This is a genomic window from Pseudomonas sp. RIT-562 (genome assembly GCF_026241895.1).
Classification (GTDB): domain Bacteria; phylum Pseudomonadota; class Gammaproteobacteria; order Pseudomonadales; family Pseudomonadaceae; genus Aquipseudomonas; species Aquipseudomonas mandelii_F.
Map to the genome: position 1 here is coordinate 72,117 of NZ_JAPJIV010000029.1, position 13,064 is coordinate 85,180.

The 13,064-nt window shown below is 58.9% G+C and carries 14 protein-coding genes; 3 read left to right on the forward strand and 11 right to left on the reverse strand.

Annotation, left to right across the window (positions count from 1 at the left end):
• Positions 1-9: 9 nt before the first annotated feature.
• The gene (locus ORL50_RS26345; RefSeq protein ID WP_266019362.1) at positions 10-1,083 is read right to left on the reverse strand and encodes a fatty acid desaturase; all 1,074 of its coding nucleotides are present in this window, start codon (positions 1,081-1,083) and stop codon (positions 10-12) included.
• A gap of 100 nt (positions 1,084-1,183) precedes the next feature.
• Here ORL50_RS26345 and ORL50_RS26350 point away from each other — a divergent pair, with 100 nt between their 5' ends.
• Positions 1,184-2,188: an AraC family transcriptional regulator gene (locus ORL50_RS26350; protein ID WP_266019364.1), complete on the forward strand. Its 1,005-nt coding sequence runs from the start codon at positions 1,184-1,186 to the stop codon at positions 2,186-2,188.
• A 19-nt stretch (positions 2,189-2,207) separates the two neighbouring features.
• On the opposite strand, the gene ORL50_RS26355 is transcribed toward ORL50_RS26350, so the two are convergent.
• The 4 genes from ORL50_RS26355 to ORL50_RS26370 all read right to left on the reverse strand — a co-directional run bounded on the left by ORL50_RS26355 (position 2,208) and on the right by ORL50_RS26370 (position 4,902).
• Complete coding sequence (locus ORL50_RS26355; RefSeq protein WP_266019366.1) at positions 2,208-3,440, reverse strand: type II toxin-antitoxin system HipA family toxin; 1,233 nt, start codon at positions 3,438-3,440, stop codon at positions 2,208-2,210.
• On the reverse strand, positions 3,433-3,681 hold the full coding sequence (locus ORL50_RS26360) for a helix-turn-helix domain-containing protein (protein ID WP_266019368.1): 249 nt from the start codon (positions 3,679-3,681) through the stop codon (positions 3,433-3,435). Before ORL50_RS26360 ends, ORL50_RS26355 begins: the two co-directional genes overlap by 8 nt.
• An 86-nt stretch (positions 3,682-3,767) precedes the next feature.
• A complete protein-coding gene (locus tag ORL50_RS26365) occupies positions 3,768-4,157 on the reverse strand; it encodes a response regulator (protein ID WP_266019370.1) in 390 nt (129 codons plus the stop codon).
• A gap of 58 nt (positions 4,158-4,215) precedes the next feature.
• Positions 4,216-4,902: a Crp/Fnr family transcriptional regulator gene (locus ORL50_RS26370; RefSeq protein ID WP_266019372.1), complete on the reverse strand. Its 687-nt coding sequence runs from the start codon at positions 4,900-4,902 to the stop codon at positions 4,216-4,218.
• An 84-nt stretch (positions 4,903-4,986) separates the two neighbouring features.
• Here ORL50_RS26370 and ORL50_RS26375 point away from each other — a divergent pair, with 84 nt between their 5' ends.
• Positions 4,987-5,484 (forward strand): Mpo1 family 2-hydroxy fatty acid dioxygenase, encoded by a 498-nt coding sequence (locus ORL50_RS26375; protein ID WP_266019374.1) that lies wholly within the window; start codon positions 4,987-4,989, stop codon positions 5,482-5,484.
• Here ORL50_RS26375 and ORL50_RS26380 read toward each other — a convergent pair.
• From ORL50_RS26380 to dibA, 6 genes are all read right to left on the reverse strand, one after another.
• On the reverse strand, positions 5,447-6,436 hold the full coding sequence (locus ORL50_RS26380) for a sulfate/molybdate ABC transporter ATP-binding protein (RefSeq protein ID WP_045059469.1): 990 nt from the start codon (positions 6,434-6,436) through the stop codon (positions 5,447-5,449). The two genes, ORL50_RS26375 and ORL50_RS26380, sit on opposite strands and share 38 nt — an antisense overlap.
• A 3-nt stretch (positions 6,437-6,439) precedes the next feature.
• On the reverse strand, positions 6,440-7,309 hold the full coding sequence (gene cysW, locus ORL50_RS26385) for a sulfate ABC transporter permease subunit CysW (protein WP_266019376.1): 870 nt from the start codon (positions 7,307-7,309) through the stop codon (positions 6,440-6,442).
• A gap of 12 nt (positions 7,310-7,321) precedes the next feature.
• A complete protein-coding gene (gene cysT, locus ORL50_RS26390; RefSeq protein ID WP_266019378.1) occupies positions 7,322-8,140 on the reverse strand; it encodes a sulfate ABC transporter permease subunit CysT in 819 nt (272 codons plus the stop codon).
• A gap of 163 nt (positions 8,141-8,303) precedes the next feature.
• A complete protein-coding gene (locus ORL50_RS26395) occupies positions 8,304-9,317 on the reverse strand; it encodes a sulfate ABC transporter substrate-binding protein (RefSeq protein ID WP_266019380.1) in 1,014 nt (337 codons plus the stop codon).
• A gap of 71 nt (positions 9,318-9,388) precedes the next feature.
• Positions 9,389-9,571, reverse strand: a complete 183-nt coding sequence (oscA, locus tag ORL50_RS26400) for a sulfur starvation response protein OscA (protein WP_022643503.1) — start codon at positions 9,569-9,571, stop codon at positions 9,389-9,391.
• Positions 9,572-9,799: 228 nt separating this feature from the next.
• Complete coding sequence (gene dibA / locus ORL50_RS26405; protein ID WP_266019391.1) at positions 9,800-11,719, reverse strand: phosphodiesterase DibA; 1,920 nt, start codon at positions 11,717-11,719, stop codon at positions 9,800-9,802.
• A 146-nt stretch (positions 11,720-11,865) separates the two neighbouring features.
• On the opposite strand from dibA, the gene desA reads away from it, so the two are divergent.
• Positions 11,866-13,050 (forward strand): delta-9 fatty acid desaturase DesA, encoded by a 1,185-nt coding sequence (gene desA, locus ORL50_RS26410; RefSeq protein WP_266019392.1) that lies wholly within the window; start codon positions 11,866-11,868, stop codon positions 13,048-13,050.
• Positions 13,051-13,064 lie beyond the last annotated feature (14 nt).

Sequence of the window (13,064 nt, forward strand, 5' to 3'; positions counted from 1 at the left end):
AGGACGGCCTCAGACTTGAGCAGTGCGTGTTCTTGCGCCTACGGCTTGCTCCTCGCGCACAAACCGATTGGCCCTGCCAAACGTCCCGAAATCGTTGAACCGCACCCCCATCTCCCGCATCACCTTATGCGCCACCGGCACCGTCAGCTGGCGAATGTAAAACGGTTCCTTCACCACAAAATGATGAATACCGTGGCTACTGCCAAAGTTGCAGCAGAACGCCTGCAACGGCCACAGCCACCACGGGTTAAGCACCTGGGTCTGCTGGATCACGTTCCCCGGTTCCACATCACCGTAGTAGTGCATGTTGGAGCTGATGAAGTGCAGGCAAAACGTGCGCAGCACATTCGGGCCGATGATCACCACGGCGGCAATATCGATCACCTGCATCACTGCCAGCGTGGTCGCGGACCATTCGATAGGCGAGCCCAGCAGATAAGCGATGCCATTGGCCGCATGGAATCCGAGGAACATATACCAGGCGCCCCAATGCACCAGTGCCAGCGGCGCATAGACCTTAAGCGTACGCTTGATGATGCTGAATTTATGCGCCCAGGTTTTCGCTCGCAGCATGCGAATGAACGCCGACATCACGTTGTCGCCGACCATCAGCAGCCGGGCGACTCCCCAAGGCTCGCCGTTGGTGATCGCCCGTTCCTCCATGTCGGATTCCGTGCCGGACACCTTGTGGTGATTGAGGTGCAGGTGGCGACGGATCCATGGATTGATCGTACTCGGCCGCGCCAGCCACACCAGGCCCATCATCAGGTTGTGCGCAATGCGTTTCTTGCGGAAATACATGCTGTGGATCAGGTCGTGTTCGAGCTCGTGGGTCAGCGAGGCGAAAAATGCGTTGAGCAGCAGGCACACCCACCACGCCATGTAGCCATTGATATAGAGCACCGCCGAGCCGATCATGGCAGCCAGGGCAAACGCCAGGATGCCCGCGCCCAAGGCATCCTGGTGGTTGAGAATCGGATAGCGCTGACGCAATTCGACGCCCTTGGCCAGCACCACTTCGCGAATGTGCGCTGAGCGTTGGGATGCATTCAGTCGCTGGGGACTTGCAGAAGTACGGTCCATGCTTCCATCCTCTGGTTATTGATGTCCGCATCCTGCCCTGTGAACCCGCGCAAGGCGGTAGCCGTGAACGCCAACCTGTTGACCGGAAGCGCCAATCAGCATGACTGAACCGACCTCCCTCGCCAGCTGGACCCGTGCCCTGCGCAAGCAACTCGATGCATTGGGCCTCGACAGCACCGCCCTGTGTCACCAGGCGGGGCTCGACCCGCTATTGATGGACGACCCTAACGCCCGTTATCCGTTGTCCGGCACCACGCGGCTGTGGGAACTCGCCGTACAGGTCAGCGGCGACCCGGCGATCGGCCTGCGGGTTTCGCGTTTCGTCAGCCCCACCACTTTTCATGCATTGGGTTACGCGCTGGTGGCCAGCGGCAGCCTGCGCGAGGTATTCGAACGCATCGTGCGCTATCACCAGGTCGTCAGCGACGCCCTGGAACTCGAGTTGACCCGCTGCGAGGATCGCTATCGCTTCCGCCTGAAAATCCCCCCCGGCAACCCGGCACCGGCCTATGAAGCCATTGATGCCTTCACCGCGATTTATGTGCGCACCTGCCGCAACCGCCTGGGCCGCGAGTACGCGCCCATGGCGGTCTACCTGCGTCGCCCGGAGCCCGCCGATGCGCATCAATGGCACAAGGTTTTTCGCTCCCTGGTGCACTTCGCCGCCGAAGAGGATCGCCTGGAGTTTTCCCTTGTGGACTTTGAAAGTCATCTGGACGACGCCAACCCGGAGCTCGCCGAGCACAACGAAACCGTGCTCAAGCGAACCCTCGCGCAACTCAAGCCACTGACCTGGGAACGCAAGGTGCGCGACGCCATCGAAGAACAATTACCCGAAGGCGAACCCAGCGCCGAACACATCGCCCACACCCTGCACCTGAGCTTGCGCAGCCTGCAGCGGCACTTGGCGGATGAAGGTTGTCGGTTCGACACGCTGCTCAACGAAAGCCGCGAGAACCTGGCGTTACTGCACTTGCGGGATCCGCAATGCTCATTGAGCGAGATCAGCTACCTGCTGGGGTTCGCCGACACCAGCAGCTTCAGCCGCGCCTTCAAACGCTGGACCGGGATGACACCGGGGCAGTTTCGCGATGGGTTGCGGTGATGGATGGGAATCATCCTATTCAGTCTTTAACCAGGCTCCGCGCCATTCCCGCCGCCCATTGTTCCAGCATCACATCACCCACATCGGCGAAGGCTTTGTTCGCACTGATGTAATCAGCCATCTCGCTCATTGCAATCTCCATCCCGTGGGCGACTTGCTGCAAAAGCTCATTGCACCGACCCTCCGTGAGGTTGCAGGCCGACCGACCAAACCGCATGAGCGTCTTGTATTTAGGCCAAGCCTTTGATCCGCCCAACAGCAACGCCATACTGTCCGACCTGATGTAGACCGACGTGGAGACTATGTCGTAAGCCGGTGCGAGTTGGATCTGCGCATCCTTTGCGGTGTTCTCGTAAAGCACGCCAAAGTTTTTAAGGTGGGCGTCTCCGTTCTTTACGCCGGATGAGAGGGCGACGATTTTGAAGAACGATTCAAGTGCTTGCTTAAGCAATGAGGGTGATACGAATGCCTTGATCTGCTTGGCTGCACCTTCATAGGATCCATCGTATTTGGCCTTGGACGGCCAAGCGTTGAGGACGCAAAAATCTTCAAAACCCAAATAGCCATGGTGGCTCAAATCGAAACGTTCAACGATCAGAAATTTTCCATGTTCACTGAGTTCGAAGCTGGGTACCTCAAGGCCCGAATGTAACGCGGCCCGCATGCAGAAGTACTCGTTGGCAGCCAGCTCTGGGTATTCCTCCGAGCGGAAGGATTTGACCAGGTGTGTGGCGCCCCGGTGCGTCAGTCGATCAATGGTTGATGCACTATCGCGTACCAGGACTTTGGGCTGCACGCCAGAAACGCCCGAATAGCGGCCGTACGTCTCCAGCAAATCGTCGAACAGACCTTCCGCACCATCGTGAATCAACAAATCTGCGAGGCTGGTTTCCGGCGGCCGGTCGCTTGCGTTTAGCGTGTTTGCAATCCCCGTACGGCCTAGCTGGTGTGGCCCAACAATCGCCAACATCGAAAAATCATCAAAGCCTCTCACCGCTTTGCTGAAACGACGGACCAGCTCCTCGCGCAGGGCGCCCTCGGGCAGGTTCATTTCGAAAATAGGCGGTACACCGTGCTCCCACGTGTAGCTCTCAAGGCGAGTCGGCATGGTCAACGAAATAGCACTCTCTTCCTGCGCGCTTTCTACGTAGGTGAATACTGAATCGCTGCGGGACTCACCGCGCCCCAAGGTTCCTACTCCCGACTCGCCAACACTGATGTGCAGCCTGTCGTATTCCTGCTGCTCACTCATGGAAGCCGACCTTCTTCAGAGAGTCCAGCGTTGGGCGTTTCGACTGCCGCGGCACAGCAGCAAGTTCGTACCCGAAACCGTTCAAGATTGCTTCAACCTTGCGCAGACCGATTTCAGAGATCGTATTGTTCTCGATGCCCGAAATGGTCGAGCGGCTCATTCCGTACTGATTGGCTAAGGCTTGTTGAGACATCTTGCGATCTTTGCGTAGCGACCGGATAAGTGCACCTAGATTTTCCATTGGGCAACCTGCATCGTATACAGTGCAAATTATATAAATTTGCTTAGATGCATCGTATTTAGTGCAATATCAGTTCAATGTCCAGCTTATTTTTTGACCAGACTCGCACCCTCACGGCCACGATCGCGCCGCAACAACTTGCGCACCCGAGCCACCAGGTCACTCACCTTGAACGGCTTGAGCAAGTAGTCTTCTTCGTGCAGCTCCAATCCGCGCAGGCGGTCTTCGATGCCGTCCGTGGTGGTCAGGAACAGCACCGGCGTTTCGCCGAGCTTGCGAATCTGTTGCTGTAATTGCCAGCCATTGAGCCCCGGCAGCATGACGTCGAGGATGATCATCTCGTAGTCGCCGGACTCGATGAAACGCCGGCCGTCCATGCCATTGAGCGCTACATGCACGGTATAACCGGCTTCGCTCAGGCCATTGGCCAGGAGTTTGGCAGTCTCCGGCTCGTCTTCTACTAACAGCACTCGCATGGCACACCTCATTTGTCGTTGGTATAGGCTAGGCGCCTTCGCGGACAAAGCCCACCCTTTAAATCAGCGCCAATGCCCGCAGTCGCTCCGCATCGAGAATTTCGATTTCGCCGTACCTCAAGCTGACAACGCCCTGGCCCTCCAGCTCCTTGAGCAACTGGTTGGTGGTCTGGCGCGACAGTGACAACATCGACGCCAACTGCTCCTGCGGTAGCTGCAGCACCCGTCGCGGCGGATCGATTTCGCCATAGCTGTCGGCGATCATCAGCAAGCGGTGCGCCAGGCGCGCCGGAGCCGGCAGCAGGCTCAGCTGTTCGAGGTTGATGAACGTCAGGCGCAGTTTCTGGCTCATCAACAGTGCCAGTTGCCGCCAATATAGCGGCTGCTCGTCCAGCATCGCCAACAGCGCGGCCTGCGGAATATGCAGCAGCGTGCACGGGCCCAGGCCGAAGGCGTCATGGGTTCGCGCTTGCCCATCGAACAGGCAGATTTCACCGAACCAGTGCGGCTGCTCCACCAGGCTCAACAGGGCTTCCTTGCCCTGCTCGTTGACCGCGCCGATCCGCACGGTGCCTTCGAGCACCGCATACAGCCCACATGGCGGATCGCCGCGCTGGAACAGCCGCTGCCCGGCAGACAGATGCCGCAGCCTCGCCGCTGCCAGCAGACTATCCTGTAGAGGAACAGGCAGATGACTGAACCACTGGCCGCTCATCAGGCGCGCACGCCAGACCTGCATGTCCATGAAAACTCCTTGAGATTGTCGCCTGGCTGACAGAGCAAAAAATCCAACCGGTGGATGATCACTCACCCTACAGGAGGAATAACAATGAAAAAAAGCCTGGTTGATCATCTCGGCCAATACGCCACTTACCACCGTGACCCACGCAACATTGCCACTCACTTCATTGGTATTCCGCTGATTGTCGTGGCTGTGGCAGTGCTGTTGTCTCGGCCGCAATGGGCCGCAGGCTGGCTGTCGCCGGCGGTGCTGGTAGCGCTGGCGTCCGCCTGGTTCTACCTGCGCCTGGAGCTGCGCCTCGGGGTGTTGATGAGCGTGCTCCTGGGTTTATGCGTCTGGGCCGGTCATGTATTGGCGCAGCAGAGCACGCTGATATGGCTGGTGAGTGGCGTTGGGATGTTTGTGGTGGGTTGGGCGATTCAGTTTGTCGGGCATCACTACGAAGGTCGCAAACCGGCCTTTGTCGATGATGTGACGGGCTTGATCGTTGGCCCGTTGTTTGTGGTGGCGGAGTTAGCATTTTTGCTGGGGCTGCGATCTTTCGATCTTAAATGTTGGCGAGTTTCTGCCAGACCTTCGGCTTGAAGAACAGCGTCTCGCCCTTGGCCAACCCGGTCAGGCTGTCGTGGTCCTTGACCACTTCCGCCTCGATCAACTCGCTCTGGCCTTCGACCTTCAGCGTCACCCGCGTCGTCGCCCCCAGCGGACGGATATCGCGGACTTCGGCGGCATGGTGGTCCTCCAACTCGTGACGCGACAACGAGACTTCATGAGGACGGAACAACACGTGATTGTCTTCGCCCAGGTGCAACCGGTTCGAATCCCCAAGGAAGTGGTAGACGAAATCGCTGGCCGGGTTCTCGTAGACATCACCCGGTGAGCCGATCTGCTCGATCACGCCCTTGTTCATCACCACGATACGATCGGCCACTTCCATGGCCTCTTCCTGGTCGTGGGTCACGAACACCGAGGTCAGGTTGATGTCTTCGTGCAAGCGCGCCAACCAGCGACGCAGCTCTTTGCGGACCTTGGCGTCGAGGGCGCCGAAGGGTTCGTCGAGCAGCAGCACTTTCGGCTCCACCGCCAGGGCGCGGGCCAGGGCGATACGCTGGCGCTGACCACCGGAAAGCTGCTCCGGATAACGATCCGACAACCAGTCCAGCTGCACCATGTTCAGCAGCTCGTGAACCTTCACCGCGATTTGGCTTTCGCTCGGACGCTGGTTTTTCGGCTTCATGCGCAGGCCGAACGCGACGTTGTCGAACACCGTCATGTGGCGAAACAGGGCGTAATGCTGGAACACAAAACCGACGTTGCGATCACGCACGTCGTGGCCGGAAACGTCTTCACCGTGGAACACGATATTGCCTTGGTCCGGGGTCTCCAGGCCGGCGATGATCCGCAGCAGAGTGGTCTTGCCGCAACCCGAGGGGCCGAGCAGGGCCACGAGTTCGCCGCTCTGGATATCCAGGCTGATGTTGTCCAGCGCCTTGAACGCGTTGAAATTCTTGCTGACGTTACGCACTTCGATCGACATGAATTATTCCTCCGCGGCGCTGGCGCGCAGGCGGTTAATACGGTTTTCGCTCCACTGCTTCAGCAGCAGGATGAAGAGCGCCATGATCAGCAACAGGCTCGCTACCGCGAACGCGGCCACGTGGTTGTATTCGTTGTAGAGGATCTCGACATGCAACGGCAAGGTGTTGGTCACCCCGCGAATGTGCCCGGAGACCACCGACACCGCACCGAACTCACCCATGGCCCGTGCCGTACACAGCACCACGCCATAGATCAGGCCCCATTTGATGTTGGGAACGGTGACGTGCCAGAACATCTGCCAACCATTGGCCCCCAGCAGCCGTGCAGCCTCTTCTTCCTGGGTACCTTGTTCCTGCATCAGCGGGATCAGTTCACGCGCCACGAAGGGCACAGTTACAAAAATCGTCGCGAGCACGATACCCGGCAGGGCGAAGACGATCTGGATATCGTGATCCTGCAGCCACGGCCCGAACAGGCCCTGGGCACCAAACATCAGCACGTAGACCAGGCCGGCGATGACGGGCGAGACCGAGAACGGCAGGTCGATCAGGGTCACCAGCATGCTTTTGCCGCGGAATGAATACTTGCTCACGCACCACGCCGCGCTCACCCCAAACACGACGTTCAGGGGCACCGAGATCAATACGGCAATCAGGGTGAGCTTCAGCGCGGAGAGCGCATCAGGTTCAAAGATCGCGGCAAAAAATGCCCCGAGACCCATCTTCAAACCTTGGGACACCACGATGATCAGCGGCAGCAACAGGAACAGCGCGAACACCAGCCAGCCGAGACCGATCAGCACTCGACGCGAGCTGGCACTGCCACGACGGGCAGCGTTCGAGGAGGCAGCAGCAATAGACGATTGGGACATGTGTGCGGCTCCTTATGGGGTTTCGATGCGGCGTTGCAGCAAGTTGATCAGCAGCAACAGGACGAAGGAAACCACCAGCATCAACACACCGATGGACGTGGCGCCGGTGTAATCGTACTGGTCGAGCTTGACCATGATCAGCAGCGGCAGAATTTCGGTTTTCATCGGCATGTTGCCGGCGATGAAAATCACCGAGCCGTACTCGCCCACCCCACGGGCAAACGCCAGGGCAAAGCCGGTCAACCAGGCTGGCAGCAGTGCCGGCACCAGGATATGACGGAACACCTGAATGGGTTTGGCACCCAGGCACGCCGCCGCTTCTTCGACTTCACGAGGGATATCGGCCAACACTGGCTGTACCGTACGTACCACGAATGGAAGCGTAACGAAGGTCAGCGCGAGGGTGATGCCAAGGGGGGTGTAGGCGATCTTGAAGCCCAGGTCCGCCGCCAGCTGGCCAACCCAGCCATTCGGCGCGTAGAGCGCGGTCAGCGCGATGCCAGCCACAGCAGTCGGCAAAGCAAAGGGCAAGTCGATCATCGCATCGATGATCTTGCGTCCCGGGAAGGTATAGCGCACCAGCACCCAGGCCAGCAGGGTTCCGATGATGCCGTTGATGATCGCGGCATAGAACGCAGTGCCGAAGCTCAGCTTCAACGCCGCAAGCACTCGCGGCGCGGAGATGATTGCCCAGAACTGATCCCAGGTAAGTTGCGAGGCGTGCACGAACATCGCCGCCAGGGGTATGAGCACAATCAGGCTGAGGTACACCAAGGTGTAGCCCAGCGTCAGCCCGAAGCCGGGTATGACGGGGGAGATACGACGCGACATAAAAGTCCTTGGTTAAAAATCGATCCGCTAAACGCATGAATGTGGGAGCGGACTTGCTCGCGAAGAGGGTCTGGCAGACACCTGTCAAGTCGTCTGATACACCGCCTTCGCGAGCAAGCCCGCTCCCACATGCCATGAGGCTCGTGGCGTGGCTTGCGCCAGGTTACTGCGCCGAGTAGATCTGGTCGAACACGCCACCGTCATTAAAGAATTTCGGTTGGGCAGTTTTCCAGCCGCCGAAGTCTTTGTCGATGGTCACCAGCTCCAGTTTCGGGAATTGCTGGGCGTACTTGGCGGCCACTTCCTTGTCACGTGGGCGGTAGAAATTCTTCGCGGCAATTTCCTGGCCGGCCGGGCTGTACAAGTGCTTGAGATAGGCTTCGGCGATCTGCTCGTTGCCCTTTTTCTCCGCGTTCTTGTCGACCACGGCTACTGGTGGCTCGGCAAGGATCGACAGCGAAGGCACGACGATCTCGAATTTATCAGCGCCGCCATCTTCCTTCAGCGCCAGGAAAGCTTCGTTTTCCCAAGCCAGCAACACGTCACCCTGGCCGTTATTGACGAAGGTGATGGTCGAACCGCGAGCGCCGGTATCCAGCACGGGCACGTGCTTGAACAGGGTCTGTACGTATTCCTTGGCCTTGGCTTCGTTACCGCCGTTGGCTTTCAGGCCGTACGCCCAGGCCGCGAGGAAGTTCCAGCGGGCGCCGCCGGAGGTTTTTGGATTCGGGGTGATCACCGACACATCGTTCTTGACCAGGTCGCCCCAGTCCTTGATGCCTTTAGGGTTGCCCTTGCGCACCAGGAACACGATGGTCGAAGTGTACGGCGTGCTGGCTTCCGGCAGACGCTTCTGCCAGTCGGCCGGCAGGGTCTTGCCGAGCTTGGCAATTTCGTCGATGTCGCCTGCCAGGGCCAGGGTCACCACGTCGGCACGCAAGCCGTCGATTACCGCACGCCCCTGCTTGCCCGAACCACCGTGGGACTGCTGGATTTTCACCGAGTCGCCAGCGTGGTCTTTCTGCCAGAATTTAACGAACTCCGCGTTATATTCCTGATACAGCTCGCGAGTCGGGTCGTACGAGACGTTAAGCAGCTCGTAATCCTTGGCAACCGCGGAACCAGCAAAAAGGGCACTGGCCAGGGCGGCCAAAGCGAAATGACGAATCGACGACATGGTGAAAGCTCCTGGAATTCTGATTGTGTTGGCTTTTTTTGGTTTTGTGGAATCGCGGTGCCCGTTGAAGATCAGCTCGGTTTGTTGCCCGGCTGCTGCAAACGAAATTTTTCCTTGCGCTCGATTTGCACGACCTGAGCGTTGTGCACAGTGATTTCCACTGCCCCAAATCGCAGGTCGCGCAATGCGCTCTGAATCTCGCGCAAGATGGTTGCTTCGTCCTGGCCGTCAACGCTACGTAGGGATGCGCTCATGATGCTGCTCCTTCGACTGAGAGGTTGCCTGGCAGTGGGCGGCACTGCTTGCGGCGTGAGGCCAATAGTAGATAGGTGCGGATATTCTTAAAAAGACTATTTAAGAATGTTTATATAACCAGAAGTGATTATTTGGAGGTGCCGCGCAGCCCTACGTCGTGCGAGGAGTCGTAGGAGCTGTCGTAGGAGCTGTCGAGTGAAACGAGGCTGCGATCTTTTCGGGCGACCCTAGCCAATATCCGGCGCCCGCGCCCAATCAAGCTGCGCAGCAGGCACTGGCCGCGCGAACCAGTAACCCTGGCCCAGATCGCAGTCCTGCGCCAGCAAGAACACCGCCTGTTCGACCTGCTCGATCCCTTCAGCGTGCACTTGCATGCCCATGCTCTTGGCCAGCGCGATGATGACCCGCACGATCGCCACGTCGTCCTCATCCCACGGCAGGCCAGCGACGAAACCTTGATCGATCTTGAGTTTCTGCACCGGCAGGCGCTTGAGCCGCAGCAAGGAAGAATAACCTGTACCAAAATCGTCAATGGCCAGGCGCACGCCCAGCTCACGCAGGCGATGCATCTGTTCCAGAGCCACCTCGGGGTCATCCATTACCGCACTTTCAGTGACTTCCAGCTCCAGATAAGCCGGGTCCAGTCCCGTGTCGCGCAGCACCTGAGCTACCTGTTGATACAGCTCGCGGCGAGCAAACAGTCGCGACGAGACATTCACCGCGACAAACGACAACACCACACCTGACTGCTGCCATTGGCACATTTGCTGACACGCCTGCTGCATGACCCAGGCGTCGATTTCGGCGATCAGGCCGGTACGCTCGGCGATCGGGATGAACTCGGCGGGCGAGACCAGTCCGCGCTGCGGGTGCTCCCAGCGGACCAGCGCCTCGACGCCGATCAGGCGACTGGTCTTGAGGTCGTGGACCGGTTGATAAAAAACCCGCAGCTCATGCTGCTCCAGGGCCCTGCGCAGCTCGAATGCAGTCTCGACCCGCTGCTGCGCCTGCGCGGTCAGCTCTTCGGTGTAAAGGGCATAGCTGTCCCGGCCAGCATTTTTTGCCTTGGACAGAGCCGAGTCGGCGTTGCGCAACAATTGTTCGGCACTCAGGGCGTCGCTGGGGAACAGGCTGATGCCCACGCTGGCATTGATGAACAGCTGGTTGCCGTCGAGATGGAAGGGTTCCTTGAAACCGTCGATGATCCGCTGGGCCAGCGCCGCCGCGTGGACCAGTTGCGGACAACCTTCCGCGAGGACGGCGAATTCATCGCCCCCCAGGCGCGCGAGGGTAATGCCCGGCCCGAACATCGCCTGCAGGCGCTCGGCCACGGCCTTGAGCAGCTGGTCTCCGACGGTGTGCCCAAGGCTGTCGTTGATCATCTTGAAGTGATCCAGGTCGATCACCAGCAGCGCGCAGCCACGCTTGTGCACCTGCGCCGAAGCCACCGCCTGTTCGGCGCGATCGGTGAATAGCAGGCGATTGGGTAGGTCAGTCAGCGGATCATGGTGCGCGAGGTGAGTCAGTTCGTGCTCGGAGTTCTTGATTGCGCTGATGTCGGAAAACACTGCCACGTACTGGCTGACCCGACCATCATCATCGCGAACGATGCGGATCGTCTGCCACTGCGGGTAGATTTCCCCACTTTTGCGCCGATTCCAGATTTCCCCGCTCCACTCGCCCTCTCTATTGAGCGTCGCGAACATCGCCTGGTAGAAACTTGCGGGATGGCGGCCGGATTTGAACAGGCTGGGCTGCTGGCCTATCACCTCATCGCGCTGATACCCGGTGATCTGCATGAACGCCCGGTTCACGTGAACGATCAAGCCTTTGTCACTGGTGACCAGCACGCCCTCGCGGGTGCAGTCGAATACGGCCGCCGCCTGGCGCAGCCGCTCCTGATCGGCCGAGCGCTCACGCAACTGCGCACCGATACCGAGGCAGCGAAACAACCTCGTGCGGGCGATGAAGATAATTCCTGCGCTGAGCAATACCCAGACATAGCCGTTGATCAGTTGCCAGTGCAACGCCTCGGCCGAGCTATCGAAGAAACTGTTTAATACAAAACCGCTGAGCGTTAGCCAGACAACGGAAAGCAGCAGATAAAGCAGCGCTGCACGCAAGGCATCGCGATAGGTGGCAGACATTCGGTCTTCCATGTCCCTCAAAATGGGAGGAATTATAGAGTAAAGAAACATCCAGCCACTCTTATCTGAAAGGGTGACTGGTTTTATCTGCGCGCTTAGTGATAATGCGAAGGCTGTTTTTTTCTTTATCGAGGGCCCTACAGCCTATGTGGTACGAAGGTTTTCTTGGCTTGTCGCCCTGGTCACTGGTGGCAGTCACCCTGCTGATGACCCACGTTACAATCATCGGCGTCACAGTCTATCTGCATCGCTATTCAGCCCATCGCTCCCTTGAGCTCAATGCCGGCCTGAAACATTTCTTCCGCTTCTGGCTGTGGTTGACCACGGCGCAGAACACCCGTGAGTGGACCGCCATCCACCGCAAGCATCACGCCAAATGCGAAACCATCGATGACCCGCACAGTCCGGTCGTCAAAGGCCTGTCCACGGTTCTGCGCAAAGGTGCGGAGCTGTATCGCGCCGAAGCGGAAAATCCGGAGACACTGCGCATCTACGGCAAGAACTGCCCGGAAGACTGGATCGAACGCAACCTGTATAGCCGCTTCCCGCTCTTGGGCGTGGCAATCATGGGCGTTATCGACCTGCTGCTGTTCGGTACGATCGGCATCACCATCTGGGCCATCCAGATGATGTGGATCCCGGTGTGGGCGGCCGGCGTGGTCAATGGCCTGGGCCATGCCATCGGCTACCGCAACTTCGAATGCCGTGATGCGGCCACCAACCTGGTGCCGTGGGGCATCCTGATCGGCGGCGAAGAACTGCACAACAACCATCACACCTACCCGAACTCGGCAAAACTGTCGGTGAAGAAGTGGGAATTCGATCTCGGCTGGGCCTGGATCCAGGTTTTCAGCTTCCTGCGCCTGGCCAAGGTTCAGCGAGTCGCGCCAATCGCCCATCGGGTTGAAGGCAAAGGCAACCTGGACATGGATACCGCCATGGCGATCCTCAACAATCGCTTCCAGATCATGGCCCAGTACCGCAAATTGGTGATCGCGCCCCTGGTCAAGCAAGAGTTGGAGAAGGTCGATCACTCGGTCCGCCACCAGTTCCACCGGGCCAAGCGTCTGTTGTCGCGGGAAACCAGCCTGCTGGATGACAAGCACCACATGCGCATCCAGACCATGCTCGAGCACAGCCAGGCCCTGAAAGTCATTTATGAGAAGCGCCTGGCCTTGCAGCAGATCTGGGTCAAGACCAGCTCCAACGGTCACGACATGCTGGCAGCTATCAAGGACTGGATTCACGAAGCCGAGGCCAGCGGGATTCAATCGTTGCGCGACTTCGCCGACCAGTTGAAGACCTACTCCCTGCGCCCTGCTAACGCCTGATCCTACGGAAAGCA